The 26,973-nt window shown below is 72.5% G+C and carries 28 protein-coding genes; 12 read left to right on the forward strand and 16 right to left on the reverse strand.

The genetic code is table 11. The features are described 5' to 3' along the window. The first annotated feature begins 24 nt into the window (after nt 1-24). Complete coding sequence (locus tag EES41_RS07355) at nt 25-1,251, forward strand: alkaline phosphatase family protein (protein WP_123076683.1); 1,227 nt, start codon at nt 25-27, stop codon at nt 1,249-1,251. 42 nt (nt 1,252-1,293) lie between these two features. Further along, nucleotides 1,294-2,217, forward strand: coding sequence for an SDR family oxidoreductase (locus EES41_RS07360; protein WP_123076685.1), 924 nt, complete (start codon nt 1,294-1,296; stop codon nt 2,215-2,217). An 18-nt stretch (nt 2,218-2,235) separates the two neighbouring features. Here EES41_RS07360 and EES41_RS07365 read toward each other — a convergent pair whose 3' ends face one another. Continuing rightward, nucleotides 2,236-3,291, reverse strand: a complete 1,056-nt coding sequence (locus tag EES41_RS07365; protein WP_254211369.1) for an enoyl-CoA hydratase/isomerase family protein — start codon at nt 3,289-3,291, stop codon at nt 2,236-2,238. Between the two features lie 27 nt (nt 3,292-3,318). Between EES41_RS07365 and EES41_RS07370 the strand changes: the two genes are divergently transcribed. Then, nucleotides 3,319-3,885, forward strand: a complete 567-nt coding sequence (locus EES41_RS07370) for a dihydrofolate reductase family protein (RefSeq protein WP_123076687.1) — start codon at nt 3,319-3,321, stop codon at nt 3,883-3,885. Here EES41_RS07370 and EES41_RS07375 read toward each other — a convergent pair. After that, the gene (locus EES41_RS07375) at nt 3,882-4,655 is read right to left on the reverse strand and encodes a helix-turn-helix transcriptional regulator (RefSeq protein WP_123076689.1); all 774 of its coding nucleotides are present in this window, start codon (nt 4,653-4,655) and stop codon (nt 3,882-3,884) included. The genes EES41_RS07370 and EES41_RS07375 overlap by 4 nt on opposite strands. 153 nt (nt 4,656-4,808) lie before the next feature. Here EES41_RS07375 and EES41_RS07380 point away from each other — a divergent pair, with 153 nt between their 5' ends. Beyond that, complete coding sequence (locus tag EES41_RS07380) at nt 4,809-5,975, forward strand: MFS transporter (protein ID WP_123082331.1); 1,167 nt, start codon at nt 4,809-4,811, stop codon at nt 5,973-5,975. A 98-nt stretch (nt 5,976-6,073) separates the two neighbouring features. Beyond that, nucleotides 6,074-6,646, forward strand: a complete 573-nt coding sequence (locus EES41_RS07385) for a hydrolase (RefSeq protein WP_123076691.1) — start codon at nt 6,074-6,076, stop codon at nt 6,644-6,646. 141 nt (nt 6,647-6,787) lie between these two features. Here EES41_RS07385 and EES41_RS07390 read toward each other — a convergent pair whose 3' ends face one another. The 5 genes from EES41_RS07390 to EES41_RS41325 are packed head-to-tail and all read right to left on the reverse strand — an operon-like array spanning nt 6,788 to nt 9,381. Next, nucleotides 6,788-7,255 carry an ATP-binding protein gene (locus EES41_RS07390; RefSeq protein WP_254211739.1) on the reverse strand — a complete coding sequence of 156 codons (468 nt, stop codon included), beginning with the start codon at nt 7,253-7,255 and terminating at the stop codon, nt 6,788-6,790. Nucleotides 7,256-7,260: 5 nt separating this feature from the next. Beyond that, a complete protein-coding gene (locus tag EES41_RS43795) occupies nt 7,261-7,386 on the reverse strand; it encodes a hypothetical protein (RefSeq protein WP_302186152.1) in 126 nt (41 codons plus the stop codon). A 6-nt stretch (nt 7,387-7,392) separates the two neighbouring features. Next, nucleotides 7,393-8,619, reverse strand: a complete 1,227-nt coding sequence (locus tag EES41_RS07395) for an MAB_1171c family putative transporter (protein WP_123076695.1) — start codon at nt 8,617-8,619, stop codon at nt 7,393-7,395. Then, nucleotides 8,616-9,170, reverse strand: coding sequence for a hypothetical protein (locus tag EES41_RS07400; protein ID WP_250569603.1), 555 nt, complete (start codon nt 9,168-9,170; stop codon nt 8,616-8,618). The genes EES41_RS07395 and EES41_RS07400 overlap by 4 nt, the downstream gene beginning before the upstream one ends. Nucleotides 9,171-9,207: 37 nt before the next feature. Beyond that, the gene (locus tag EES41_RS41325) at nt 9,208-9,381 is read right to left on the reverse strand and encodes a hypothetical protein (RefSeq protein WP_164495783.1); all 174 of its coding nucleotides are present in this window, start codon (nt 9,379-9,381) and stop codon (nt 9,208-9,210) included. Between the two features lie 289 nt (nt 9,382-9,670). Here EES41_RS41325 and EES41_RS07405 point away from each other — a divergent pair, with 289 nt between their 5' ends. Together EES41_RS07405 and EES41_RS07410 are read left to right on the forward strand one after the other, a co-directional pair. Continuing rightward, entirely contained in the window at nt 9,671-10,582 is a 912-nt protein-coding gene (locus EES41_RS07405) for a methyltransferase domain-containing protein (protein ID WP_123076697.1), read from the forward strand. A 3-nt stretch (nt 10,583-10,585) separates the two neighbouring features. Beyond that, on the forward strand, nt 10,586-11,707 hold the full coding sequence (locus EES41_RS07410) for a hypothetical protein (RefSeq protein ID WP_164495784.1): 1,122 nt from the start codon (nt 10,586-10,588) through the stop codon (nt 11,705-11,707). 1 nt (nt 11,708) lies between these two features. On the opposite strand, the gene EES41_RS07415 is transcribed toward EES41_RS07410, so the two are convergent. Genes EES41_RS07415 through EES41_RS07435 form a run of 5 tightly spaced genes read right to left on the reverse strand, consistent with a single transcriptional unit; the run spans nt 11,709 to nt 16,182 of the window. Continuing rightward, nucleotides 11,709-13,100 (reverse strand): cytochrome P450, encoded by a 1,392-nt coding sequence (locus tag EES41_RS07415; RefSeq protein WP_123076699.1) that lies wholly within the window; start codon nt 13,098-13,100, stop codon nt 11,709-11,711. After that, nucleotides 13,097-13,717 carry an ATP/GTP-binding protein gene (locus EES41_RS07420; protein WP_123076701.1) on the reverse strand — a complete coding sequence of 207 codons (621 nt, stop codon included), beginning with the start codon at nt 13,715-13,717 and terminating at the stop codon, nt 13,097-13,099. The genes EES41_RS07415 and EES41_RS07420 overlap by 4 nt, the downstream gene beginning before the upstream one ends. After that, nucleotides 13,698-14,057 (reverse strand): DUF742 domain-containing protein, encoded by a 360-nt coding sequence (locus EES41_RS07425; RefSeq protein WP_073780262.1) that lies wholly within the window; start codon nt 14,055-14,057, stop codon nt 13,698-13,700. The genes EES41_RS07420 and EES41_RS07425 overlap by 20 nt, the downstream gene beginning before the upstream one ends. Then, on the reverse strand, nt 14,054-14,440 hold the full coding sequence (locus EES41_RS07430) for a roadblock/LC7 domain-containing protein (protein WP_037795596.1): 387 nt from the start codon (nt 14,438-14,440) through the stop codon (nt 14,054-14,056). Before EES41_RS07430 ends, EES41_RS07425 begins: the two co-directional genes overlap by 4 nt. A 14-nt stretch (nt 14,441-14,454) precedes the next feature. Next, nucleotides 14,455-16,182, reverse strand: a complete 1,728-nt coding sequence (locus tag EES41_RS07435; protein ID WP_123076703.1) for a sensor histidine kinase KdpD — start codon at nt 16,180-16,182, stop codon at nt 14,455-14,457. Nucleotides 16,183-16,622: 440 nt separating this feature from the next. Between EES41_RS07435 and EES41_RS07440 the strand changes: the two genes are divergently transcribed. Continuing rightward, nucleotides 16,623-17,204 carry a hypothetical protein gene (locus tag EES41_RS07440; RefSeq protein WP_123076705.1) on the forward strand — a complete coding sequence of 194 codons (582 nt, stop codon included), beginning with the start codon at nt 16,623-16,625 and terminating at the stop codon, nt 17,202-17,204. Nucleotides 17,205-17,262: 58 nt separating this feature from the next. On the opposite strand, the gene EES41_RS07445 is transcribed toward EES41_RS07440, so the two are convergent. Beyond that, a complete protein-coding gene (locus EES41_RS07445; RefSeq protein ID WP_123076707.1) occupies nt 17,263-19,113 on the reverse strand; it encodes a VanW family protein in 1,851 nt (616 codons plus the stop codon). 281 nt (nt 19,114-19,394) lie between these two features. Between EES41_RS07445 and EES41_RS07450 the strand changes: the two genes are divergently transcribed. The 4 genes from EES41_RS07450 (at nt 19,395) to EES41_RS07465 (ending at nt 23,624) form a co-directional block, all read left to right on the forward strand. Further along, nucleotides 19,395-20,078, forward strand: a complete 684-nt coding sequence (locus tag EES41_RS07450; RefSeq protein ID WP_254211370.1) for a YitT family protein — start codon at nt 19,395-19,397, stop codon at nt 20,076-20,078. Between the two features lie 79 nt (nt 20,079-20,157). Next, entirely contained in the window at nt 20,158-21,075 is a 918-nt protein-coding gene (locus EES41_RS07455) for an ADP-ribosylglycohydrolase family protein (protein WP_123076709.1), read from the forward strand. Nucleotides 21,076-21,142: 67 nt separating this feature from the next. Further along, entirely contained in the window at nt 21,143-21,985 is an 843-nt protein-coding gene (locus tag EES41_RS07460) for a hypothetical protein (protein ID WP_123076711.1), read from the forward strand. A gap of 262 nt (nt 21,986-22,247) precedes the next feature. Further along, nucleotides 22,248-23,624: a chloride channel protein gene (locus tag EES41_RS07465; RefSeq protein WP_123076713.1), complete on the forward strand. Its 1,377-nt coding sequence runs from the start codon at nt 22,248-22,250 to the stop codon at nt 23,622-23,624. Nucleotides 23,625-24,020: 396 nt separating this feature from the next. On the opposite strand, the gene EES41_RS07470 is transcribed toward EES41_RS07465, so the two are convergent. The 3 genes from EES41_RS07470 to EES41_RS07480 are packed head-to-tail and all read right to left on the reverse strand — an operon-like array spanning nt 24,021 to nt 26,933. Then, complete coding sequence (locus EES41_RS07470) at nt 24,021-25,766, reverse strand: ABC-three component system protein (protein WP_123076715.1); 1,746 nt, start codon at nt 25,764-25,766, stop codon at nt 24,021-24,023. Next, nucleotides 25,744-26,010 (reverse strand): ABC-three component system middle component 6, encoded by a 267-nt coding sequence (locus EES41_RS07475; protein WP_123076716.1) that lies wholly within the window; start codon nt 26,008-26,010, stop codon nt 25,744-25,746. Before EES41_RS07475 ends, EES41_RS07470 begins: the two co-directional genes overlap by 23 nt. Then, the gene (locus EES41_RS07480; RefSeq protein WP_164495785.1) at nt 26,007-26,933 is read right to left on the reverse strand and encodes an ABC-three component system protein; all 927 of its coding nucleotides are present in this window, start codon (nt 26,931-26,933) and stop codon (nt 26,007-26,009) included. Before EES41_RS07480 ends, EES41_RS07475 begins: the two co-directional genes overlap by 4 nt. Nucleotides 26,934-26,973 lie beyond the last annotated feature (40 nt).

A 26,973-nucleotide genomic window follows, 5' to 3' on the forward strand; every position in this document is an offset into this window, starting at 1 on the left:
ACCGATCCCGGGGAGGGACCGCTCATGGCAACACCTTCGGCTGTCGCGAGGCGCAGGACCCGCCGGTCCGCGCTCGTGGCCGCACTCGGCGCGCTCGGCCTGCTGGGCGCCTTCACCATCGCCGACTCGCAGGCCGCGCAGGGCGGTCCGGCCGCGCCGCGGACGGCGGCCGCCGCAGGGCTGCCGTCGTACGACCACGTGGTGGTCGTCGTCTACGAGAACAAGCAGTACGGGGAGATCATCGGGAGCGCGAACGCCCCGTACGTCAACCAGCTGGCGAACGGCGGCGCGAGCCTGACCGGCATGAAGGCGCTGACCCATCCGAGCCAGCCGAACTACTTCAACCTGTTCTCCGGCGCCACCCAGGGCATCACCGGGGACGGCTGCTACACCCCGCAGTCGATGACGGCGCCGAACCTGGGGCAGGAGCTGATCGCGGCCGGCAAGACCTTCGCGACGTACAACGAGGACCTGCCGGCCGAGGGGTCCACGGCGTGTACGAACGGCCAGTACGCGCAGAAGCACAATCCCTGGTTCGCGTTCAAGAACGTACCGCTGAACACCGGGAAGACCTGGGCGCAGTTCCCCCAGAACGACTTCTCCGCGCTGGCGAACCTGTCGTTCGTGATCCCGAACCAGTGCAACGACATGCACTCCTGCTCGGTGAACACGGGTGACACGTGGACGAGGAACAACCTCGACGCGTACGCGCAGTGGGCGAAGGCCAACAACAGCCTGCTGGTCCTGACGTGGGACGAGGACAACTACCTCGGCTCCAATCAGATCGCCACCGTGTTCTACGGCGCGAACGTGAAGACCGGCAGGTACGCGACCGCCTTCAACCACCACCATCTGCTGCGCACCTTCGAGGACCTGTTCGGCACCGGCCACGCGGGCAACGCGGCCGGCGTCCAGCCGATCAGCGAGGTGTTCACCGACGGAACCACACCGACACCGACACCGATACCCACACCCACGCCGACTCCCGGGGATCTGAAGCTCGCCAACCCCGGCCCGCAGAGCTGCAAGTTCAACCAGTCCTGCGTCATCCGGCTCACCGCCACCGGGGGCAAACCCGCCCTCCGCTACGCCGCCACCGGACTCCCCTGGGGCATGAGCGTCGACGCCGCCACCGGCCGCATCACCGGCAAACCCTGGGCCACCGGAACCCTCCAGGTGACCGCCACCGCCACCGACTCCACAGGAAGCACGGCCGACGCCGCCTTCCCCCTCACCGTCAGCTGGTTCTGAGTCCCGCGCGCCCCACGGACGCGGGCGACGTACCGTCGGGGCATGGCGGAACCACAGCGGACACTCGAAGGCAAGGTCGCCCTGGTGGCCGGGGCGACCCGGGGCGCCGGCCGCGGGATCGCGGTCCAGCTCGGCGCGCGGGGCGCGACCGTGTACGTATCGGGGCGCAGCACGCGCGGGCGCCGGTCGGAGTACGACCGCCCGGAGACGATCGAGGAGACGGCCGAGCTGGTCACGGCGGCGGGCGGGCACGGGATCGCGGTGGCCGCCGACCATCTGGTGCCCGCCGAGGTGGAGGCGCTGGTGCGGCGCGTCGACGCGGAGCGCGGGCGGCTCGACGTCCTGGTGAACGACATCTGGGGCGGCGAGCTGCTCTTCGAGTGGGACAGCACGGTCTGGGAGCACGACCTGGACAAGGGGCTGCGGCTGATGCGGCTGGCGGTGGAGACCCATGCCATCACCAGCCACTTCGCGGTGCCGCTGCTGCTGCGGGAGCCGGGCGGGCTGGTCGTGGAGATGACGGACGGCACCGCGGAGTACAACGCGAGCCGCTACCGGGTGTCGTTCTTCTACGACATCGCCAAGTCGGCGGTCCTGCGGATGGCGTTCGCGCTCGGGCACGAGCTGGGTCCGCGCGGGGCGACGGCCGTGGCCCTGACGCCGGGCTGGCTGCGCTCGGAGATGATGCTCGACGCGTTCGGGGTGACCGAGGCCAATTGGCGGGACGCGCTGGAGAGGGTCCCGCACTTCGGCATCTCCGAGACGCCCTCGTACGTGGGCCGGGCGGTCGCGGCGCTGGCCGCCGACCCGGACGTGTCGCGCTGGAACGGGCAGTCCCTCTCCAGCGGGCAGCTGGCCGGGGTCTACGGCTTCACGGACCTGGACGGCAGCCGGCCGGACGCCTGGCGCTACATGGTCGAGGTCCAGGACCCGGACCTGCCGGCGGACGCGACCGGCTACCGCTAGGCGGGCCTTCCGCGCTCGTCACAGGTCCAGTTCGCGGCCCTCCCCGAGCGGGGCGAAGAACCGGGCCACGTCGTCGCCGGTGACCTCGGGCAGGGTGGCGGGTGACCAGCGGGGCGCGCGGTCCTTGTCGATGACCTGGGCCCGGATCCCCTCCACCAGGTCCGGCGAGCGCAGCGCGTTGCAGGAGACCCGGTACTCCTGGACCAGCACCCGCTCCAGCGGCCCCAGTTCGCGTGCCCGGCGCACGGCGGCCAGGGTCACCTTCAGCGAGGTCGGGGACTTGGCCAGGATCGTCTCGGCGGCCTCCTTCGCCGCCGGGTCGCCCTCGCCGAACAGCCGTTCCACGATCTCCTCCACGGTGTCGGCCCGGTAGCACCGGTCGATCCACCCCCGCCGCTCGGCCAGTTCACCGGGGGCGGGCCGGCCGGTGTGCCGCGCGAGCGTCTCCCGCAGCGGTGCTCCGGCGAGCAACTCGGCGGTGAGTTCCGCCAGCCGGCCGGCCGGGACGAAGTGGTCGGCGAGGTCGCAGAGCAGCGCGTCGGCCGCGCCCACGGCGGCTCCCGTCAGCGCGAGGTGGGTGCCGAGCTGCCCGGGGGCGCGTCCGAGCAGGTGGGTGCCGCCGACGTCGGGGACGAAGCCGATGCCCGTTTCCGGCATGGCCACGCGGGAGCGTTCGGTGACGATCCGCACGCTGCCGTGGGCCGAGACGCCGACCCCGCCGCCCATCACGATGCCGTCCATGAGGGCCACGTACGGCTTGGGGTAGCGGGCGATCAGCGCGTTGAGCCGGTACTCGTCGCGCCAGAAGTCCGCCGAGGCCGAGCCGGCGGCCTTCGCGTCGTCGTGTATGGCCCGGATGTCGCCGCCCGCGCACAGTCCGCGCTCACCGGCGCCCCGGATCAGCACCCGGGTGACGGCGGGGTCGCCCGCCCATGCCGTCAGGGCCTCGGAGATCCGCAGCACCATGGGGTGGGTGAGGGCGTTGAGGGCCTTGGGGCGGTTGAGCGTGATCACCGCCGTGGGGCCGTCGGCAGCGAACAGGACCGTGTCGTTCACGGGATCGTCGGTCTTCACACCGGCAAGTATGTAGCGTGGGCGGGCATGGGAAAGATCATCCTGATGATGTCGGTGTCCCTCGACGGCTTCATCCAGGGACCTGAGCGGCAGATCGACTGGCACCGCGTCGACGACGAGCTGCACCAGCACTTCAACGACCAGCTCCGCGCCATGAGCGGTTTCCTCCACGGCCGCGTGGTGTACGAGCTGATGGCGGAGTTCTGGCCGACCGCCGATGCCGACCCCTCGGTCGACGGGCCGACGGCCGAGTTCGCGGGCATCTGGCGGGACATGCCGAAGTACGTGTACTCGCGGACCTTGCGGCAGTCCGACGTCGGCTGGAACAGCACCGTCGTACGGGACGTCGTCCCCTCCGAGGTCGCCGCGCTGAAGGCGGCCGCGGGCGGTGACCTGGCGCTGGGCGGTGCGAACCTCGCCGCCTCGTTCCTCCGGCAGGACCTGGTCGACGCGTACCTGATCACCGTGCACCCGGTGCGGATCGGCCGGGGCACCCCGCTGTTCCCGCCGTCCGACGGGGTGGTGCCGCTCCGCCTCGAAGGCACCCGTACGTTCGGCAGCGGCGTGGTACAGCTCGAATACACCCGCGCCTAGGGGGTGTCAGGGCCGCCCGCGTGCGCGCCGGGGTGGGCGCCCGGGGTGTGTCCGAACGCCCGCCGGAAGACGTCGATGAACGCGCTCGCGGACGACCATCCGCAGCGGTGCGCCACCGCCGTCACCGGGGTGCCCACGGCCAGCAGCCGCAGCGCCTGGTGCAGCCGCAGCTGGGTGCGCCACTGGGGGAACGTCATGCCGAGCTCGGCGCGGAACAGCCGGCTCAGGGTCCGCTCGCCGGCCCCCGCGCCCGCCCGCGCGGCCAGCGCCGCCAGCCCCCGCGGATCGGCCGGGTCCGCGTACAGCAGCGCGCACACCGCCACCAGCCGGGGGTCCGTGGGCGCGGGCAGGTGCAGGGGCTGGAGCGGCGAGGCCTTCAGCTGGTCGAGCAGCACCCCGAGCAGCCGGCGCCGCTGCGGGCTTTCGTCCTCGGGCTCCCGGGTGTAGGCGAGGATCAGCTCCCGCAGCAGCGGTCCGACGGCGAGCACCGCCGGCGCGTCCAGGGACAGCGGGTTGAGGTGGACGGGCAGGCCGACGGAGTGCAGGTCGGTGCGGCCGTACCCGCGGTGCTCGTGCACGGTCCCGGCGGGGATCCACAGCGCCCGGGTCGCGGGGGCCACCCAGGTGCCGGCGTCGGTGGTGATGGACAGCACCCCGGAACCGGCGTAGGCGATCTGGTGGTCGTCGTGCCGGTGCGGGTCGATCCCGACGCCGGTGTCGAGCTCGCGGACGCTGGTCGCGGCCCTCGGGGTGTGGCGGATTTCCTGCATCACCCGGCAATTTATCGGAAGCGCGACGCGCCCCGCGCGGGTGATCCTCGACCGGTGAACCCACAGAACCCGGTGCCGACACAGGCCCCGACAGATCCCCGGAAGCCGCAGGATCCGCTGAACCCCGCCGCATTGCGCCGGCGGACGGCCGCCCTGTCGGCGGGCCACGCCTGCGTGGACGTCTACCAGGGCGCCGTCGCCGCGCTCGTGCCCTTCCTCGTCTCCGAGCGCGGCTACGGCTACGCGGCCGCGTCCGGCATCGTGCTCGCCGCCTCGCTGCTGTCCTCCGTCATCCAGCCGCTGTTCGGGGTGCTGGCCGACCGCCGGCCGATGCCGTGGCTGATACCGCTGAGCACCGCCGCCGCCGGCGTGGGCGTCGCGCTGGTCGGGGCGGACGCCGGATATCCGGCCACGGTGGCCGCGGTGGCCCTGTCCGGGCTGGGGGTCGCCGCGTACCACCCGGCGGCCGCCCGGCTGGTCCGCACCGCGCTGGGCGGCGGCTCCGGACACTCGGCCATGAGCTGGTTCGCGCTGGGCGGGAACATCGGCTTCGCCTGCGCTCCGCTGCTGGTCTTCGCCGCCCTGTCGGTGCCCGGGGCGGCGGGCTGGTGGCTGCTGGCCCTGCCGGCCGCGCTCGGCGCCTTCCTCAACCGGCCCCCGGCCGCCGCCCGTCGGCGCGGCGGAGCGGGCGCGCCGGGCGCCGCGACGCCGGAGGCGGCACCGGGCCCGGAGGACCGGCGGGCGTTCGCGCGGCTGTCGCTGGTCGTCATCGTCCGCTCGGTCGCCTTCACCGGGCTGAGCACCTTCATCGCCCTGTACGTGCGCGAGCGCGGCGGCGGTGAGACCGCCGGGGCCGTCGCCCTGTTCGCCCTCTTCGCGGGCAGTGCGGGCGGCACCCTGCTCGGCGGCCGCCTCGCCTCCCGCTGGGGCCGGGTCACCACCGTGCGCCGGGCCTACGCCGCCGCCGTGCCCGCCATCGCCGGGATCCTGTTCCTGCCGCTGCCCCTCGTCTACGGGTGCGCGGCGCTGGCCGCCGCCGCGCTGTACGTGCCGCTCTCCCTCCAGGTCACCCTCGGCCAGGACTACCTGCCGACCCGGATGGGCACGGCGAGCGGGGTGACCCTCGGGCTGACGGTGAGCGTCGGCGGCGTGGCGAGCCCCCTGATCGGCGCCGCCGCGGACGCGACCTCCCTGCGCACGGCCCTGCTCCCCCTGGCCCTCCTGCCCCTGCTGGCCTGGGCCCTGGCCCGCCGCCTCCCGGACCCCGACCCGGGCGCCCCGGGCGCGGGCGGCTTGCGAGGGCTGCCCGTAGATCCCTAAGGTCGCCCCGAGACCGGCACTCCGCCCGCGTGATCACCGGCGGAGCGGCGCGGTGGCCGGGGCGGAAGCGGAACGCCCCCACGTACCGAGGAGCTCCCATGACCGACACGCTGACGCTCGACTCCAGCACCGCGCTCGTCCTCATCGACCTCCAGAACGGCATCCTGAGCCTGCCGACCGCCAAGCCCTCCTCGGAGATCCTGCGCAACGGGATCGCGCTCGCCGAGGCCTTCCGCGCCCGGAAGCTGCCGGTGGTCCTGGTCAAGGTCGCCTGGTCCCCCGACGGCGGCGATCTGCCGACCACCGATGTGGACCGCCCGGGGCCCGCCATCGCGCCGCCCGCCGCGTTCTCCGAGATCCCGGCCGAGCTCGCCGCCCTCGGTGACGTGGTCGTCACCAAGCGCCACTGGGGCGCCTTCACCGGTACGGAGCTCGACCTCCAGCTGCGGCGGCGCGGGATCCACCGCATCGTGCTGGGCGGCATCTCCACCAGCGTCGGCGTCGAGTCCACCGCCCGTACGGCCTGGGAGCACAGCTACAGCCTGGTCTTCGCCGAGGACGCCACCGCCGACACGGACGCCGCGTCGCACGCGCACAGCTTCGGGAAGATCTTCCCCCGCATCGGCCGGGTCAGCACGACCGCCGAGATCATCGCGGCCCTGAACGCCTGAGCGCCTGGGCGGCGGGCGGCTGAGCGCCTGGGCGGCGGGGCGTGAGCGCCTGGGCACGCATGCGCCCGTGCACCGGTGCGCCCCTGCGGCCAGCCGGCCCGAGCTGAGGACCCGCCCGCGCGGCGCCCCGGCCCCCGGCGGTCACCAGGCCGGGAGCCGCCGTCGCACCGGGGGCGGGCAGGCCACCTCGGCCCACACGCACTTGCCGCCCGCTCCCGGCTGGGAACCCCAGCTACGGGCCAGCCGTTCCACGATCAGCAACCCGTACCCCCCGGGCCGGCCCCCGCCCGCGGGGCGGGGGGACAGCGGCGTCGGCGGCGTCGGGTTCCCGTCCGTCACCTCGATCCGCAGCCGCTCCGGGGTGCAGTCCAGGACCAGGGCGGTCGGCCCGCCCCCGTGCAGGCAGGCGTTGGCGACCACCTCCGACACCAGCAGCAGTACGTCCTCGGCCGCCTCGCGGTCCTCGTCCGTCCCCGGCGGCAGCCACCGCCAGGCGGTCAGCGCCCGCCGGGTGAAGTCACGGCTGCGGGTGACGACGTCGGTGGTCCCGTCCAGCACCAGGCGTCGGATCCGGCCGGCGGGTTCGGGGTGGCGTCCGCGTTCCTCCACGGGGCTCAACCCCCGCTCCACGGCGCCCGGGCCGGGTCGTGGCCGAGCTCCGCGGCGGGCGCGAGGACGACGGCCCCGTCGGCGGCCTCGACCGCCACGGTGAAGCGTTCCCGGTCCACTGGAGTCACCATCCGGCATCACCCCTCACACCGCTCCCCCGGCCCCTGCCCGGATCCCGCCGGGATACGCCTGAGCGCGGGAGTGCCCGCCGTCAGATGGAACGGCGGCCGGCGGATCATCCGGGACACCCGGAGCAGCGCCCGCTGGTCGAGCGCCGGCAGCGCGGTCGCGGTGCCGTCGTCGAGGAGCGGGGGCTCGGCGTCCCCGGACGCCGCCTTGGCGGCCATGGCGTCGACCAGGACGGCGGCCTCCACGGCGGCCGCCACCTTGGCCGGGGCCAGCCGTAGCGCCGAAGCCCGCGCCGCGGCCGCCCGCGCGACGTCCGGGTTCCGGTACGGCCGCAGGGCGAGCCGGCCGTCCTGTACCTCGGCGACCCGCCGGGTCGCCTTGAGCTCGACGTCCCACCACGGCACCGGGAGGGCGGCCGCGACGGCGGGCGTGGCCTCGCGCAGGGCCCGCCACAGCGGACCCAGTCGCAGGAAGACCCGCTTCGCCCACAGGGTGCGCTCCACACTGCCCCCGACCATCGGCAGCACGAAGCCGATCCCGGTGAAGAGGGTGCAGGCGAAGGCGAACCCCCGGGACACCTCGGAGTCCAGCCAGTCCCACCGGGTGCCGCCGCACCAGCGTGCGGTGACGGCGAGCAGTTTCGACCCGTCGAGCCCGATGTTGAGGGCGAAGCCGAGGATGAGCACCCGCAGGCCGCGGCGCAGCCACTTCGGCCCGGTGACGCCCGCGGCCCAGCGCACGCACAGTACGGTCGCCATGACTCCGGCGACGGTGTGGGCGGCGAGGTACAGCAGGATCATTTCCCTGATGAACGGGGTCTTGGCGTAGTACGGGTCGAAGTCCACCCGGCGTTCCACGGGTGCGTCGCCGAGCGCGAAGAGGGTGACGATGCCGATGACGGCGAGTCCGTAGGCGGCCATCAGCCAGCGCACCCAGCGGCCGGCCTTCTCGGGGCTCCAGTCGCGCCAGTAGATGATCAGGGTGAGGACGAGCGCGCTCTCCACGGTGAGCATCGCGTACACCAGCGGCGCGCTGACGTTGGGGATGCCGGTCGCGGCGTTCACCACGCCGATCACGTCGGGGTTGGCGCAGGCGAAGCAGGTGCCGCCGAGGAGCAGGACGCCGCAGACGAGGACGTACAGCGGGTCGCGGTTGTGGCGCAGGCCGGGCGCCTTGCCGAGGAACGCGAGCCACATCAGGCCGGAGACGACCCAGAAGCCGCTGTTCTCGCTCACCAAGCGCCGCCGCCCGCCGGTCCCAGGGAGACGTTGAGCTTGTGTCCGAAGGCGCTGGAGGACTGCGGGACGTGGGCGCCCTTGCCGAGCCAGTGCTTGCTGCGCATGGCGAGCAGGGAGCCGAACAGCTCGCAGGCGCGCTCGCCGTCCTCCCCGCAGTCGGTGCGGGCGGAGGAGCGGGCGGCGATCCGCTCGACGGTGCTGGCGCTCAGGTCGGGGGCGAAGAGGTCGGCGCAGTCCGACTCGCCGAGGATCTGGGCGTGGCCGGAGTCCTCCTCCATGTGCCACAGCTCGTGGCCGAGGATGCCCAGTTGGTGCTCCGGGTCGGTGTTGGCCTCGATGAGGACGAGGTTGCGGGTCCGCGTCCACACGAGCAGGCCGCTGACGGTGCTGACCGGGAAGGACACCAGGTGAGGTTCGACGGGCCGGCCGTGCCGCCTGGCCATCGCCTCGCAGAGCGCGCTGAAGACGACGGCGGGTTCGACGGGAGCGTGCAGCTCGATGCCGCGGATGAGGTCGTCCCGGGTGCGGCGCATTCTCTTGATGTCCATGTCGTCCTTTGACCTGAGGAAGTCGTCGTGCTCCGCGCTACCGGCCGCGCGTAGCGGGGCGCAGCACGCTTTCCGCCAGGCCGAGCGGGGTGGCGGCGCCGCCGGTGGGGCACGGGGGCGCGGCGGGTCGGACGAAGTGGTCGACGCCGTCGGGGCCGAGGAACTCCGCCAGGCTCAGCGCCCGGTCGAGCCCGGGCCCGGGGGGGATCATGATTCGGAATCGTAGGTGCCGGGCGCGGCCCTTCGGAAGAGACGAATCCACAATTGTTGACCCGACCTGCACTATCGGCCATATCTGGGGAAATGATCGCGCCAGTACCCCTTCTGACGTTCACTCAATCCCCATCCACCACTCCTGATGTAACGTCAATTGACCGAAAATGTGGCCGTTTCAAGTGTGGCTATGCTCATGTCCCGAGCGATCACGCATCTTTATCGATCGCTTACGGGCAGAGCGGGGCGGCCGACAACACCCCCACGACCGCAGGACCGGAGAACCGATGGACAGCAACCTCGCCATCCAGCCCCCCACTGGCGGCCAGGCGTTCGACGAGAGCCAAGTGCCGCTCTACTACAGCCGCAAGACGGCCGACATCCTCCACAAATACGGCCCCGGACCGAGAGTCCACTTCCACATGGGGCTCTTCGCCCCCGGCGCCACCCCCAACACGACGGTCTCCCAGCGCGTGCTCAAGCGCCGCATCGTCGAATCGCAGGAGGCGATCGTCGAGCACGCGGCCCGCAGCTGGGGCGCGTACGCCACCCCGCCCGCCCGCGTCCTCGACATCGGCTGCGGGGTCGGCGGCGGTTCCCTCTACTGGGCCCAGGAGCACGGCGCTTCGGTCACGGGGCTCACGGTCGCGGCCGATCACGTCCCCGTCATCGAGGACTTCGCCCGCCAGGCGGGCGTCGGCGACCGGGTGACCCCGCTCCTCGCCGACATCCACGGCTTCAGCACCCGGCAGAAGTACGACGCCGCGTACGCGAACGAGAGCTCCGGCTACATGGACCGCGAGCGGCTCTTCCAGGTGGTGGCGGGGGCCCTGAAGCCGGGCGGCTGGTTCGGCATCCAGGAACACTTCATATGCCGTCCCGAGTGGACCGAATTCATCGACGGCTACTACAAGACCCGGCTCGGCACCCTCACCGAGTACATCACCGCCGCCGAGGCCGCCGGCTTCGAGCTGGAGCAGGACGAGGACGTCACCGACCGGGTCGCCGAGTTCTGGGTGCAGTCCATGGCGTGGAACACCGCCGAGCTCGACGGCGTCGAGCGCTCCGGGATCCAGTCGGCCTGGAGCCGCGAACGGCTCCAGGAGTCGACCATCACCCACGGCAAGCTGTTCCGGATCTGGCGGGACCACGCGCTGGAGACCCGGCTGCTGCTGTTCCGTCTGGGCGGGGGAAACTGACCGATGCCGCCCGTGTACGACGCCGACGCGCACCCGTCCCGCATCGGCTGGCGACTCCCGCCGTTCTACTGCCCGTTCGAGCGCGACCTCATCCACCCCAAGGCGGCGGAGCTCGAAGAGCGGGCCATCGCGTGGATCGACTCGTACGGCCTCTACCCGAACGCCACCGAGCGCGCCTGGGGACTGGCCACCCGTAGCGCCGAGTTCACCAGCCGGATCATCCCGTACGGCGACGTGGAGCCGATGCTCCTGTTCACCCAGTGGAACTACTGGGCGTTCGCCACGGACGACTGGCAGGACTCCGACCACTCGCTCGCGGCCCGGACCGCGGCCGTCGCCGACCACGGCGCGCGGCTGGTCCGCACCGTCGAGACCCCCGGCGCCGGTCTGCTGCCCCCCGGGCCGCACACCGACGCGCTGGAGGACCTGGTGGCCCGTACCCGGGCCGTGTTGACCCCCTTCCAGCTCCGCCGCTTCACCGAGGGCATCCGGGACTGGGTCTTCGGCGCGGCCTGCCAGACGGCCAACGCGGAGCGGGGCGGGATGCCCGGCCTCAACGACTTCGCGGCGATGCGGATGGCGGCGAACGGCACCCGGTTCACCCTCACCTGGTGCGATGTGGCGAACGGCATCGACGTGCCGGCCGACGTGCTGTACTCGGCGCCCGTCCAGGCGCTCACCGACGCGGCCGGGTTCATCGTCAGCTGCGACAACGACCTGTTCTCGTACAACAAGGACGACCACCAGGAGCCGTGGGAGCAGAACCTCCTCAACGTCCTGGCGCTGCGCGACGGTTGTACGCCCGCCGAGGCGCTGCCCGCCGCATTCGCGCTGCGGGACCGGGCGATGACCCTGTTCGTCCGGCTGCGCGAGCAGCTCGGCCGGGGCGCCGGCGAGCAGCTGGGACGCTACCTCGTCCAGCTGGAGCAGTGGATCGCGGGCGACACCGAGTACCACAACCGGGCCCCGCGCTACGCCAGTCCGCGCAACCGCAACGCGCTGCCCGCCGCGGAGGCCTCGTTCGACATCGTCTGGAGCGACACGCCCAGCGACCCGAGCGTCGAGCCGCTGCCGGTCCCGGCTCTCGCCTGGTGGTGGCAGCAGCTCGACGGCTCGTCGCGCTGAGTCAGCCGCGGCCCAGCAGGCGCGTCCACAAGGACGTCCGTCCCGTCGGCCGGCCACCGGCCGGCGGGCCGGACGGCGCGCTTGCCGGCGCGGTGGCCGGCCTGGCCTCGGTCCGGGGCCGGGGGACGGTGACGGGGACGGGCGTGGACCCGGTGACCGTGCTGCCGCGCGGGGTGAACCGCACCGGGAGCGCCACCAGATGACGGGACATCAGCGAGGAGTTCCACTCCAGCTCGCCCTCGGGGACGGCCAGTTCCAGGTCGGGCAGCCGGGTCAGCAGCGTGTCGATGCCGGTGTCCGCGATGGCCCGGCCGATGTCCTGCCCGGGGCACTCGTGGGGGCCGCTGCTGAAGGCCAGGTGGGACCGGTTGCCGTGGACGGGCAGCGTCGCGTCGGGGCGGATCTCGGGGTCGAGGTTGCCCGCGCCGAGGCCCAGCAGCAGCATGTCCCCGGCCTCGATGCGCACGCCGGCGATCTCGGTGTCACCGGTGGCCCAGCGCCCGAGGACCGTCATGAGCGGCGGTTCGTCCCACAGGACCTGCTCCAGCGCGTCCGGCAGCGTCATGTGACCGCCGGAGAGGTTCGCGCGGAAACGGCTGTCGGTGAGCACCATGCGCAGGGTGTTGGCGATCAGGTTGGCCGTCGTCTCGAAGGCGGCGATCAGCACCAGGCGCAGGTGTTCCACGATCTCTTCGTCACCGAGCGCCGTGGGGTGCTCCAGCAGCCAGGTGGTGAAGTCCCGTCCGGGCACCTCCCGCTTGCGCGCGACGAGTTCGCGCAGGGTGACCGTGACGTACTCGCTGCTGATGAGGGCCGTCTCGGTGCCCCGGATCATGTCGCGGGCGGCCTCGACCAGGCGCGGCCCGTAGGACTCCGGCGCCCCGACGAGCTGGGTCATCACCAGCATCGGCAGCGGCTCGGCGAAGGCGGCGACCAGGTCGGCGCGCCCGGACTGGACGAAGGCGTCGATCAGCTGGTCGGCGAAGCGCTTGACGTACCGGCGCACTCCGCGCCGGTCGAAGCGCTCCAGCGACTCGGTGATCGCCCCGCGCAGCCGGTCGTGCTCCACGCCGTCGACGAAGTGGCACACGGGCTGCCAGGCCGTCATCGGGGTCAGCGGGTGGTCCGCCGGGACGTTGCCCTCCTGCATGTCCCGCCAGCGGCGGGGGTCGCGGGAGAACCGTGACGGGGTGCGCGCCACGTCCAGGTTCTCGCGGTGGCCGAGGACCAGCCAGGCCGGGAGGTCGCCGTGGACCAGGACGGGCGCCACGGCGCCGTGCTCGGCGCGCAGCTTCTCGTACAGCCCCATCGGGTCGGCCTCGGCCTCGGGCCCGTAGAGCCGGTGGGCCGGGCAGCCCGGCGGCGGGGTCTGGTCTGCGTACGGGCTGCTCACGATGCCTCCGGGGTCACGGCGATGGAGTGCAGGTAGCGCATGAGCGCCATCAGGACGTCACGGCTGGAGTCACGGCGCCGGGCGTCGCAGACGACCAGCGGCACGGACTCGGGCAGGTCGAGGGCGGCGCGCAGCTCGTCCAGGGGGTGCTCGGGCGCCTCGGGGAAGGAGTTGACGGCGACGACGAACGGTACGCCGCGCTCCTCCAGCCGGCCGATCACGTCGAAGCTGACCTCCAGCCTGCGGGTGTCCACGAGGACGACGGCGCCCAGGGCGCCCTCGAACAGGCCGTGCCAGAGGAACCAGAAACGTTGCTGGCCGGGGGTGCCGAACAGGTACAGCACCAGTTCCTCGTTGATGCTGATGCGGCCGAAGTCCATGGCCACGGTGGTGGAGCTCTTGCGCTCCACCCCCTGGATGTCGTCGACGCCGACCCCGGCCTGGGTCATCGTCTCTTCCGTGGTCAGGGGCCGGATCTCGCTCACCGAGCCGACCAGGGTCGTCTTGCCGACCCCGAACCCGCCGACGATGACGACCTTGACCGCGGCGGCGGCCGTGGCCGGCAGCGCGTCCTCGCGCCGCGGGCCCGCGGGCTTCTCAGAGCTTTCGAAGTCCATCGATGACTGCCTCAATCAGTGCCAGGTCCGGGAGTTGGGCGGGTGCGACGGGTGGGCGTGACAGCACCTGGTTGGCGGCGAGCAGGTCACCGAGCAGTACGGTGACCACGCTCACCGGCAGGCCGAGGTACGCGGAGATCTCGGCCACCGAGAGCGGCGACTGACACAGCCGCATGATCGCCGCGTGCTCGGGCTGCATGCCGGGCCTGGGCCCCGACCTGGCGATGATCAGCGTCACCAGGTCGAGGGAGGTGGACTGTAAAGGTCCGCTGCGACCGCCGGTAATGACGTAGAGCCGCTCGGGGGTGCCGTCTTCCCAGCCCCGGCCCGGGTTGCTCACGCGGGCTGCCCCTCGCGGCGGGGCGGGCTGCTCAGGTGCTCTCCGATCCGGGCGACCAGATCGCGCATCCGCTGGCCCATCAGGCCCGCGTCGACGCCTTCGTTCGCGAGTACGGCGAGGTAGGCGCCGGCCCCGGCCGCCATCAGGTAGAAGAAGCCGCCGTCCATCTCGATGACGACGAGCCGCATCCGCCCGCTGCTGTTGGGGAGTTCGGAGGCGACCGCGCCGGCCAGGCTCTGCAGTCCGGCGCAGGCGGCGGCGAGCCGGTCCGCGGTGTCGGTCTCCGCGCCGTACTGCGCCATGCGCAGGCCGTCGGCGGAGAGCACGATGACGTGGCGGGTCTGCGGAACGCTCTCGGCCAGGTCCTTGAGCATCCAGTCCATATTGGTCGGCTGACTCACGGCTGTCCCCCCTTGCTCGCCGAGTCCGGCGAGGCGTCTGTGTTCTGGCTTGCTCCGCCGGTCCGGCTCGTGGCGGTCTGACTGTCCCCGGACAGGCCGCCCTGGAAGGCGGCCAGCCACATTCCGGGCTGCACCTGGGGCTCGGGCTCGGTCATGGCCCGGGCCGCTTCGGGTGCGGGCGCGGTGGTGCGGTCGTGGGCGCCGGGCAGGGCCGGCGCCGGGGTGTGGGCCTTGCGGCGGCGCTGCGGAAGGCCGTTCGCGGTCCGCTCGGTGACCACGGGGATCTCCTCGTCGTCCGCCGCAAGCCGCGGCCCGGTGGCCGGGCGCGCGGGCTCCGGCCGGGAGTGCTCGGACCGCGCGTGCTCGGGCCTCGCGTGCCTGGGGCGAGCCGCCTCGGGCCGTGCGGCCTCGGTGCGGGCGGGTTCCGGGCGGGCGGGCTGGGTGCGTACCGGCTCCGGGCGGGCGGCCTCGGTGCGGGCGGGCGGGATCGCGGCCTGCGCCGCGGCCGGCCGGGCCGCCGCGGGCAGGGCCGCCCGGGGCCCGGACGCGGTACCGATGCCGTGGGCGACACCGGTGGCGGCCTCGGCGGTGGTGATCAGGGCCTGGGGGATGACCAGGACGGCGCGCACCCCGCCGTACGCGGAGGAACGCAGCGAGACCTGGAAGTCGTACGCCTGCGCGAGGCGGCCGACGACGGCGAGGCCGAGGCGCGGCGTCTCGCCGAGGTCGTTGAGGTCGATGCCCTGCTGCGCCTGGCGCAGCATGCGCTCGGCCCGCTTGCGGGCCTCCTCGCTCATGCTCACGCCGCCGTCCTCGATCTCGACGGCGATGCCCGAGTTCACGTCGACCGCGGTCAGGTGGACCTTGGTCCGCGGCGGGGAGTAGCGGGTCGCGTTGTCCAGCAGCTCGGCGAGCGCGTGGATCAGCGGTTCGACGGCGGGGCCGACGACGGCGACCTGCGAGACGGAGTGCAGCTCCACGCGCTGGTAGTCGATGATCCGCGACATGGCGCCGCGCATCACGCTGTACAGCGGGACGGCCTTGCTCCACTGGCGGCCGGGCCGGGCGCCACCGAGGACGGCGATGGAGTCGGCGAGCCGGCCGATCAGGGCCGTGCCGTGGTCGAGCCGCAGCAGGTCACCGAAGACCTCGGGGCTGTGGCCGTGCCGGTCCTCCATCTCCCGCAGTTCCTGGGCCTGTTGGTGCACGATGGCCTGGACGCGACGGGCGATGTTCACGAACGCGCGCTGCGCGGAGTCGCGCAGGTCCTCCTCGGCGACGACGGCGTCGAGCACCGAGCGCAGCACCGCCTGGTGGGCGGCCCGGAACGCGGGCGTCAGGCCCGGCTCGTAGGCGTCCGGGTCCTCCAGGGAGGCGAGCACCTCATCGGGGAACTCCCCCTTGCGCAGCCGCTCCACGACGTCGGGCAGGAGGTCCTGCGCGAGGCGTACGGTCTCGGCCTCCTGGCGCGACAGGGAAGCCTCCTGGCCCGCGACCGTGGCCCGCAGGGCCGCGATCGCCCTGCCGCGCCGGGCGGCCTCGGCGCAGGAGAGCGCCACGGCGACGAAGGCCACCGCACCGACCCAGGCGACGGGGGTGCGGGCAGGCGCCGAGACGATGACGACGGCGGCCACCGCGGCGGCGGCGGTCACCAGGGCGGGCAGCGCCCACACGACGGGTGAGGTGGGCCCTGGACTTCCGGGCGACGATCCCACTCGAACCATCAGAACCCTCAAACGATCGAAAGCGAATGATCATATGACAACGGCCCGGAAGCTTAGCGGGTTGTGCGCGTTGGTCTTGACAGCAGGTCATGATCTGCGCCCTGTAAGCCCGTTGGGGATACCAGATGTGGCCGAAACCCGCATGTTCCATCAACCGGTCGCGCGCCATCCGCTTCCACTTCCGGTCCGCGCGGGACCCGTGGCGATACGGTTCCGGGCCCCTTCCGGCGGCTTCCGGGCGACTCCCGGACGGCCCTCGCGGATCGGCCGGTTCCCGCTGCGACACGCCCGGCCGAGCGCCGCCGAGTACGCCGGAATTGCCGGGTTCCGCCCGCCACGGCATCCCGATGATCAAGAGGAATCCCAGGTCAGCGACAATCGTTCGGGGCAGGACACAATCCTCGCCCCGCCGATCCACCGACTGAACAGGAGCTGGCGCGTTGAACCAGGAGAGGCGCGAACAAGCCCAGGGATTCCTGCATCCGGACGAGCGGCTGATCGCCGCGTGTCCCTACGAACTGGGGCCCGGCGTACCGCTTCCGCCGGAGGACCTGCTGGCCGCGCCGGAGCCCCCGGACCTCGGCCGGCGCATCGAGGCGAGACTCCCCCGCTCACTGCGGCAGTTGGTCACCCGCGGACACGACCGCGCGCCGGACCCGGTGGAGGACCCCGGCACGGCGCTCGCGCACGGCACCAGCATGGAGGGCGGCTGGCAGAGCGCGGCCGGCCACTTCCTGGTGAGCCGCGCCAACGTGCGGGGCTCGGCCACCGGCGTCCTCGCCGTCACCGACCGGCGCTGGTTCGGGCTGAGCGACGTCTCGCCGCTGTGGCAGGCCACGCCCGCGATGAAGCAGTACTGGGAGGCCCCGAGGTCGGCCATCGCCGCGCTGCGCGCCAGCCCGGGCGTGACGCAGCGGGGCCGGATGGAGATCCAGTTCACCGACGGATCGTGGGTGGCCGTCGTGGCCACCGTCCCGGCGCAGGCGGCACCCTTCGCCGCGGCCGCCGCCCGCCTGCGCTGACGCGGGGCGGGCGGGGGCACACGAGCCGATCGGGCAGGTCAGGCGCGGGGCTCCGGGCTCAGGCGCGGGCCTGCCCGGCGGGGACGGAGGCCGACGCCTGGGACGGCGCGGAGGCCGTCGGCGCGGCGGGCGTCGGCGCGGCGGGCGTCGGCGCGGCGGGCGTCGGCGCGGGGGACGCGGCCGGGCCCTCGGCGTCGCAGGTGACCTCGTCGCGCGGGGTGTAGTGCGTCCGGAAGGTCTCCTTCTTGACCTCCTGGCCACCCTTGACGAAGACGCGGCCGACGGACACGTCGAACCCCTCCAGCGGGGTCTGCACCTCGCACGTCGGGCCGGCGCCCGTGCGCTTGCCCGGCGGGACGGGGTTGGTACGCGGCCCGTGGGTCGCGCGTATCTCGTCGTACTTCTTCGTACCGAGGAAGCTGATGGTCACCGAGGTGTCGGTGGACCGCGCCCGGATGTAGATCGCGTGACCGGAGTCGTTCTTCCAGCGCAGGTCCAGGGTGCCCCAGGCGACGGTGGCCTCCCGGCCCTCGGGGTAGCGCTCGATGTAGAACGAGTGCGCCCCGTGCTCCAGCGGCTTGACGCCCGCGAAGAAGAGGGCGTTGTACATGGTCGTCGCGACCGCCGAGACACCGCCGCCGGGCGACTTCGTGAACTGGCCGTCGTTGATCATGATGCCGTCGACGAACCCGTTCTCCTTGGTCCGCTCGCCGACCGTCTTGTTGAAGCTCCACGTATCGCCCGGCATGACGAGCGAACCGTTGATCAGGTCGACGGCGCGCCCGATGTTGGTGGTGCGGTACGGGGCGGCCGGGAAGTTGACGGTGAAGGACGAGACCTGCTCCTTGATGCCCAGGCGCTCGGCCTCGGCGCCCGTCAGGCGCGGCTGGACGGCGGGTGCGGCGAGCTCGGCGCTACGGGCGGCTCCCGAGCGCGTCAGCAGCGGCATGACCGCGTCCCCGAGGGCCTTGGCCGTGACCTTGAGCCCGGGGCGCCCGGCGTCGGCGACGACCACCCGGTTCGCGGCGTCGGTGCGCAGCGTCGCGTTGCGCGGGGCGGGGGCGGCCTCGGCCACCTGGCGGGCGACCGCGGGGTCGTCCAGCAGCCCCTGCGCGTCGAGGTGGGGGACGAGACGGCCGTGGCCGTCGTCCTTGACCGTCAGGTGCTTGCCGAGCACGGTGGGCGTGATGGTGACGGGCTTCCCCGCCAAGGTGAGGGTGACCGGGCCGGACATCGCGGGCTCGGCGAACTCCTTCATGGCCCGGGCGGTCTCCTGGGGCCCGACGGCCGGGGCCGTCCGCTTCACCGGGAGCGCGACGGGGCCGGACGCCGGGCGCAGGTAGGCGGCGCGGACGGCGTCCGCCGCCTGACCCGCGTGCACGGTGACACCGGTGACGGGGGCGGTGACCTTGGCGGTGCCGTCCTCGAAGGTGATGGCGCCGCTGCGGGCCTCCTGGCGCCGGGCGGCGGCGAGCCGGTCGGCCGCGGCCGTCCCGGCCGGGGCGTCCACCCGGATCACGGGCTCGACCTCGCGGTCCCGCTCGGGCGCGAAGAGGCGGCCGATGACGGTGACGGGGTCGGATCCGTTGTCGGTGGCGCGCGCGGCGGTGGCGGCGGTGTCCACGGACAGGCCGAAGGCGGCGGGAGCGGCCTTCTCGACGCGGTCGCCGATCTTCAGCTCCATCGGCGCCGCGGCGGCGGGGCCGAGCCGGTGATCGAGGGCGGTCTTGGCCTCCGTACGGCTCATGCCGCCTATGTCGACGCCGCGCACGGTGGTGCCGTCGGCCACGGCGCCGCCGGTCACGATCAGGCCGGTGACGTAGAGGCCGCCGAAGCCGAGAACCGCGGCCCCGGCCGCGAGGGGCAGGGCTGTCCGCAGAGTGGCTTTCCGGTCGTGTACGCGTCGCATCTCTCTCCCGGTGGCGCTTGACGTCGATGGCGCCTGGCACCCCACCCGCGAATTCGCAAATACGGCCAGACCGGACACAATCATTCACCAATTCGGACTAAACGGGTCATAAATGTGCCGGTTCTCACGCCGGAAGGGCGAGCCGGGAGACCGGCCCGCCGAAGCGGGCGATCACGGACACCGAAGTAAGGCCACTTGGGTCGGATTGGCCCTGTCGGGGCCGTGGGCGCATGCCACACCGTGAGATCCGTCGATCTTTGGCCCCAGGAAAGGCTCCACCGGTGTCCTCCACCCCTCCGCGACCCGCACCCCGCGCGCGCCGCCTCCCCCGCCGGCTGTCGCAGCTCTACGTCGGCCTCGCCCTGTACGGGGCGAGCTCGGCCTTCCTGGTCCGCGCGGGCCTGGGCCTGGACCCGTGGGACGTCTTCCACCAGGGCCTGGCCGAGCGGCTCGGGTGGAGCATCGGCACCGTGTCGGTGGCCGTCGGGGCGCTGGTCCTGCTGCTGTGGGTGCCGCTGCGGCAGCGGCCGGGGCTGGGCACCGTGTCCAACGTCTTCGCGGTGGGCCTGTCCATGGACGCCACCCTCGCCGTCCTGCCGGACGCGCACGGCCTCGTCCCGCAGGCGGCCCTGCTCACGGCGGGCATCGTCCTCAACGGCGTCGCGACCGGCCTCTACATCTCCGCCGCGTTCGGGCCGGGGCCGCGCGACGGCCTGATGACCGGGCTGCACCGGCGGACGGGCCGCTCGGTGCGGCTGGTGCGCACCGGCATCGAGCTGACCGTGCTCGCGGCCGGTTTCCTGCTCGGCGGCACCGCGGGCATCGGCACGATCGCGTACGCGCTCGCCATCGGCCCGCTGTCGCAGCTCTTCCTGAAGGTGTTCGCCCTGCCCGAGCCGGTCGAACCCGCGCAGGCGCGGGCGGCTGAGGCGGAGGTCGTCCTGCCGCGCGTCGCGGCCTCCTGAACGCCGCCGCGTCCGGCCGCGGCCGCCGCCGCCGGGAAACCGGGTGCGGCCGGGTAAGAGGCGCTGACAGCATGCGGGCATGACCTCAACTGCCGCCGCCCGCGACTCCCTCGAAGGCCTGGCCCTCGGCGACGCCTTCGGGGAGCGCTGGTTCCCGCTCTTCTGGCCGGGCCAGGACCCGTACGAACTGATCCGGGCGCGCCGGACGCCCGAGGACCCGGCCTGGCGCTGGACGGACGACACCGCGATGGCGCTCGCGGTCTACCGGGTCCTGGCGCTGCACGGTGCCACCCACCAGGACCAGCTGGCCGAGGCCTTCGCCGCGGCCTACCTCGACGACGCGTACCGCGGCTACGGGTACGGGATGCACCAGCTGCTGCCCAAGCTCGCCCAGGACCCGTCGAGTTGGCGGACCGAGAGCAAGAACCTGTTCGACGGCACGGGCAGCCTCGGCAACGGGGCGGCGATGCGGGTGGCGCCGCTGGGCGCCTGGTTCCACGAGGACCTCGACGAGGTGGCGGAACAGGCCGTGCTCTCCGCCGAGGTCACGCACGCCCACCCGGAGGCGGTCGCGGGCGCGGTGGCCGTGGCCCTGGCGGCGGCGCTGGCCGCCCGCAGCCGGAACCGGCCCGCGCCGCAGGCCGTGGCGTTCCTGACGGAGGTGGCCGACCGTACGCCGTCCGGGCCGGTCGGGGACGGACTGCGCGAGGCGGCCGCACTCCCCGCCGACACCGGCGCGCGCCGGGCCGCCGCCGTCCTCGGCAACGGCGCGAGGATCCGCGCGAGCGACACGGTGCCGTTCGCCCTGTGGTCGGCCGCCCGGAACCTGGACAGCCTGGCCGACGCGCTCTGGACCACGGCGGAGGGGCTCGGTGACGTCGACACCACCTGCGCCATCACCGGCGGCACGGTCGCCGCCCGTACCGGCACCCGCGCCGTCCCCGGGTCCTGGCTGGCTCGCCGCGAACCCCTTCCCGGCTGGCTCGCCGAGGCCTGAGCCCGCCCGGGTGCGACGCCGGGTTTCACTGCCCGCCGGACGGCGCCCCCGGCACTAGGCTCGGGCCGTGGGACAGCCCGAGCAGCACGCCGAAGGCGCAGGACCGTTCACCACCCGGCTCACCTGGCAGCGCGCCGAAGGGGAAACGGTGGTCTGGGAGTCGCGGCTCGCGCGCCGGCGCGGGGTGCTGTCGGTCCGCGGCCCGGGGGACGCGGCCGGCCGGCCCTCGACCGCCGGCCCGCGGGCGCTGCGCCGGCTGCGCAGGCTCAACGCCATCGCCTCCGGTGCCTTCGTGGCCGGCGGGGCGCTCTTCGCCGCCGGCGCCGCGATCTCCCAGTTCGGCTCGGGCGATCCGCTGCTGAGCGCCTCGGTCTACTTCGCGGGCGGCCTGTTCTTCAACACCGGTGGCTACGTATCGCTCCTCCAGGTGCTGAACGCGCCCCGGCACGCCCCCGGCGGCGGCGCGCTGGTCACGGCCGGCTGGCGGTGGTGGGGGTACGAGCCGATGCGGCTGGACTGGCTGAGCACGTTCGTACTGTTCGTCGGAACCCTCGTGTTCGGCGTCAACCTGCTGGACTCGTTCCTGCGGGGCCTGAGCGTCCAGCAGGTCAACCGGCTCGTCTGGACCCCCGACATGATCGGGTGCGTGCTCTTCCTGATCTCGGGCCACCTCGCGTTCGCCGAGATCTGCCACCGGTCCCTGCCCTGCCTGCGCTCGCGCAGCCTCGGCTGGTGGGTCGTGGCCGTGAACCAGTTCGGCTCGCTGCTCTTCATGGTCTCGGCACTGGCCGCCTTCACCCGGCCCGCCACCGGAAGCCTGCTCAACACGGGCATCGCCAACTGGGGGACGCTGACGGGGGCGGTGTGCTTCTCGGTCGGCGGCGTGCTCCAGCTCTTCGAGCGCCCGTAGGCCGATGCCCTGCCGGTGCCGCGCGGGTACGGCCCGCTGCCGGGCCGTCAGATCCCGGACGCCCCTCCCCCGCGCCGACGCGGCGGATCCCGGACTCCGGAGGCCCTGACGGGCGGGTGAATACGACCGAACTGTCCGTAATGCTGCCATCATCGGACCGAAGGCCGGCCCCGCTCCGCCCGCCGGGGCCCGCGACACTCCCCCTCCAGGCCGTCGTTCCCGGAGCGGCACCCATCGACCAGGACGGCATCGAGGAGCCACTTTGACGTCACCCACTCCGCCGGAACGGCACGGGCCGCCCCAGGGCGGCGGGTTCGCCTCCCTCCGCACCGACCCCTTCGGCCCGCTGCGCACCCGGGGCTACCTCAAGCTCCTCTTCCTCGCCGCCATCCTGGGTGTCGTGCTGTCCGCCGGCGCGTACGGGTTCCTCCAGGCGGTCGATCAGATCCAGCAGGCCCTGTTCGACGACCTGCCCCGGGGCCTCGGATTCGCCCGGCCCCCCGTGTGGTGGCCGCTGCCCCTCCTCGCGCTCTCCGGCCTGCTGGTCGCGCTGTCGATTCGGTACCTGCCGGGCAGCGGCGGCCACGAGCCGGCCGAGGGCCTCAACACCAAGGGGGCGCCCCCCGCGGCCGAAATCGCCGGCATCCTGCTCGCGGCACTGGCCTCGCTCGGCTTCGGCGCGGTGATCGGACCCGAGGCACCGCTGATCGCGCTCGGCGGCGGCATCGCCCTGTACGCGATCCGGCGCGTCCAGCCGACGGCCGACGCCACCACCCAGGCCGTCGTGGCGGCCTCCGGCAGCTTCGCGGCGATCAGCGCGCTGCTGGGTTCGCCCCTGCTCGGCGCCTTCCTGCTCATGGAGACCGCCGGAATCGGCGGGCCCGCACTCGGGCTCACCCTGCTCCCCGGACTGCTGGCCTCGGGCATCGGCTCGCTGATCTTCACCGGGCTCGGGTCCTGGACCGGCGTCGGCGGCGGGCAGCTCGTCATCCCGAGCCTGCCGGCCACCGGCCGCCCGGACCTCGCGCAGTTCTGCTGGGCCCTCGTGATCGGCGTCGCGGCCGCCGCGGCGGGCACCACCATCCAACGCCTCGCGCGGCGGCTGCAAACGGACGTGAAGCGCCACCGCCTGCTGTGGACCCCGCTGCTCGGCCTCGTCGTCGCCGGCCTGGCCATCGCCTACGCCGAAGCCACCGGCAACGACTCCTCGGAGGTGCTCTTCTCCGGCCAGAGCGCGCTCCCCCAGGTCCTGCTCCACGCCGGCGAGTACACCGGGGCCGCGCTCACCCTGCTGGTCGTCTGCAAGGGCATCGGCTACTGCCTCTGCCTGTCGGCGTTCCGCGGCGGCCCGATCTTCCCGGCCCTGTTCATCGGCGCGGCGGGCGGCATCGCCCTCTCGCACCTCCCCGGCCTGCCGTACATCTCGGCCGCCGCCATGGGCATGGGAGCGATGGCGGTCGCCCTGCTCAAGCTGCCGATGACGTCCGTACTGCTCGCCACGCTCCTGCTGGGCTCGGACGGCGTGACCGTGATGCCGCTCGTGATCGTGGCCGTGGTGGTCTCCCACGTGACGGCCTCCCGGCTCACCCCGGCCCCGCCCCCCGAACCGGCCGTCACCCCACCCCCGGTCCCGGCCTGACACCCCCGACCCCGCGCGGGGCCCCCGGAAACAACCGAGGGCCCTGTTCCACTTTCGTGAAACAAGGCCCTGATCTACGACTGCGGAGCGAACTCCCAGTCGGGACGACAGGATTTGAACCTGCGACCCCTTGACCCCCAGATGTGCGGGCCACCGGGATTGTCTGCACATAGCAGACTTAATCCGGGTGCAAGTTGTGCGTGGGGAGGGCTATCGTGCGCCATCGCGCACACCGTATGGTCCCCAGCTGGTCCCCACGGGGATCGCCTCGTAGAGCGATCCCCACAGGCTCCTCCGAGGCAGCCTGGACGGGCAGCAACATGCCGACGCTGCGGGGAACCCCTCCGAAGACGCACACCATCCGTGTCAACTCCGGAGGCGCAGCGGCTTGAACAGTCAGAACCGGAACCCGAACAGCCCGCCGTCTTCGTACTCGTCGTTGAGCCTCGGCTCAACGATGTACGGCGCCGGATCGAAGCCGCCGTCGCTCGCCCGCTGGAGCTTGTCCGAGTTGAAGGTGGCGATGTACTGGAGCCCTTCCTGCTCGGCAACCTCAGCAGCAAGCCGCAACGCCTCAGTGACCTGGCGGTCGTCGACGCCATCGAAGAGGTGACTGTCGTGGACGAGGAAATCGGGACCCCTTCCGTGCCGGTGCGCGAGCACCGCCGCCGTCAGGTCCAGGCAGAAGATCACCATCTTGTTAATGCCAGTGCTGTCCCGGCTGTCGACATGAGCGGTGATCTCCAGGCTGTGCGTGCCTGCGTTGATCCGCAGATACGCTTCACGGTCCTGCCCGTACAGACGGCGGGCGAACCGGGAGAACATCCAGGTCGCCTCGCGTGTCTGCTCCCCGCGCTCCTCCAGATCAAGGGCAAGCTCCTCCTGGAGCTCGGCACGCCGGACCGAGATCTCCCGCCCCGTCGACTCTAGGACCTGCGCGGTCTCGTGCTGCTTCCGGAGCGCTTCGAGGGCCGCCTGTTTCTGGGCGAGGACCTGTTGCAATCCCGTCAGGCCGTCAAGAGCCCCGCCTTCCCGCAGAGACTTGAGCGTGGTGGTGAGCTCCTCCCCCAGGCGCTCGCGCTCCCGTACCCGCTCCGCGAGACGCTGCTCCGTCTCGTCGATCTCGTCGGCGAGATAGCGCCGCCGGTTGCGAACGACCGACGCGTGGAAGCCACGAACGTCGTCGAAGGTCCGGTGCACCTGGCCGGGAAGCACCACACCGAGCTCGCGGTAGGCGGCGTCCAGGTACGCGGTGTCGGGGTCGTTGGCCTCCGCGACAGCTCGCCGGAGGTCGGCCAGGTTACGCCGATCGATTACGTCGCCCTCCGGCAGGGCACGTACTTTCTGGTCCAGTTCGTCGGCCCGCCGTTTGAGGTCCTCGTAGGCGGGCACGACCCGGAAGGACGCGATCTCCGCCTTGAGGTTTTCGACGTCGCCCTCGGCAACGATGATCTTCGCCCGCAGATCCGCCGTGGAGCCGACGACCTGACCCCAGGCGGGGTCGTTTAGGGCTGCCTTCAGCTGCTTGCGCGTGGCCTCCTGTAGCGCGATGGCCCGGTACCCGCCGGCCAGTCTCCAGTCGAGGCCGAGCAGATAGGCAAGGTTGGCGGCGGCCTCGGAAGGAGCCTGCTGCGGGAACGTCCTTACCGGATCGTTGAAAGCGTGCGACCCAACCCGGCGCATGAGCAGCGCCAGCATCGCCCGCCCCGAGATCCCGGCGTGGTCGGCGGGCAGCCGAAACAGTTCCTTCTCGATACGCGCCGACCACTCCGCCAGCGGCATCTCCGCCATGTGGCGGAAGGAAAAGAGGTTCTCGCCGCTCTCCGCACCGGCGAGATCCGTCCGTACCAGATTCGGCTTCGCGCCGCCCCTGGAGACCTGCACTGGTTCGTCGAGACCGGGCCAGTCCAGGAGGAGAGAGAAGGTCGTGGTGCGCAGCGCGGGCCGGGCAGCGAGGGATGTCTTCTTCACTCCCGCACCCAGCAGGAAGTGCAGCAGTTCGACCACGCTGGACTTACCGGTTCCGTTGCGGCTGTCGGTACGGGTGGAACCAGGTGTCGCCTCTGCCACAAGGAGGTTCATTCCCGGCCGGAGGTCGACGGCACGGAAACGCGGGTCGTTAGCTGTCAGCCGTCGCAGCATCACGCCTCCTCCGGGTCAGCAGATCGTCACGGAGCTCGACGACGCCGAGCGAGTAGAGCACATCGAGCCCCAGGACAAACCACTGGAACGAGACCGGGGAGTGGTGTCCGAGACGGGTACGTTCAGCCCGGAACCTCGACCACGTCTGGGTCACGGTCATGGGAGTGTCGAGGACCCGGGCAATCTGGGCGCCGACGGCGAGCAGGGAACGGTCGGGGGAGATCCCCTTGGTGGGGGTGATCACGGTTGACTCCTCTCGGCCGCATCCGGCGCCCAGCCCTCGGGCGGAACGTCATACACATCGCACTGCTGGAAGAAGTAGGCGATCACGATCCAGGCGCAGTACATGGAGCTCAGACTCGGGTTCGCGTTGCCCAGGATGTACTGCTGCAGCGCCGCCCACAGCTTCTCGTCGTCAGGCGTTCCCGCACGGACCTGCTCGTAGTAGACCCGGAATCCCCCTGCCACCCGGTCGTACTCGTCCGGCGAGGCGATCCCCTGGTAGTAGCCGTCCACGAGATAGCTGTGCTTCATCCCCTGGATCAGGGCACTGTGCACATCGCCGGTCAGCCCGTTCCACTGGATCTTGTATTGGTTCACCTCAGGGATGGCGGCCAGGGGTTCCGCGACATGGCGCTGCTCACCCAACTGAGCGAGCAGCACCTCCAGATCGTCGGTGAGCCCGATGCCGTACGTCATCGCCTGCACGGGAAGCTCGCATCCGAGGAGGTCCTCCGCCGCCATCCGGTCGAGGCGCATCACGTCGGCCCACAGGGCATGCCATCCGTAGGGGATCACTCGCCGCGGGCGGAGCTGCTCCTGGGCCTCCGTCATGAGAACACTGAGCTCGGGATGGATCCCCTTGAGGTCGTTGACAGCAAATCGGAACGTGTCGAACGCGTCGGGCCGCTTGGCGAGCGCCTTTTCCAAGTCCGACCGGAATTTGGCCTTGACCTTGTTGATGTCCTCCGTCTGCGGCGAGTAGCAGGCCCAGAGCTCCCGCTCCCAAAGGAGGAGACCGTCGGCTCCCATGTCACCCAGGTTGCCGTGAGTACGGACCGCCACGAAATCCGGATGACGAAGGCTCAGGAGGTGATGAATCAGCTTCTCGAACTGCTCGCCGGGCATATCGGTGAGGTGACTACGCAGGGTGAGGCGCGCAAGCATGCGCTGAGTGAAGTCCACGATTCAGAGCTGTGTGGTCTGC

This window comes from Streptomyces sp. ADI95-16 (genome assembly GCF_003721495.1).
Taxonomy (GTDB): Bacteria; Actinomycetota; Actinomycetes; order Streptomycetales; family Streptomycetaceae; genus Streptomyces; species Streptomyces goshikiensis.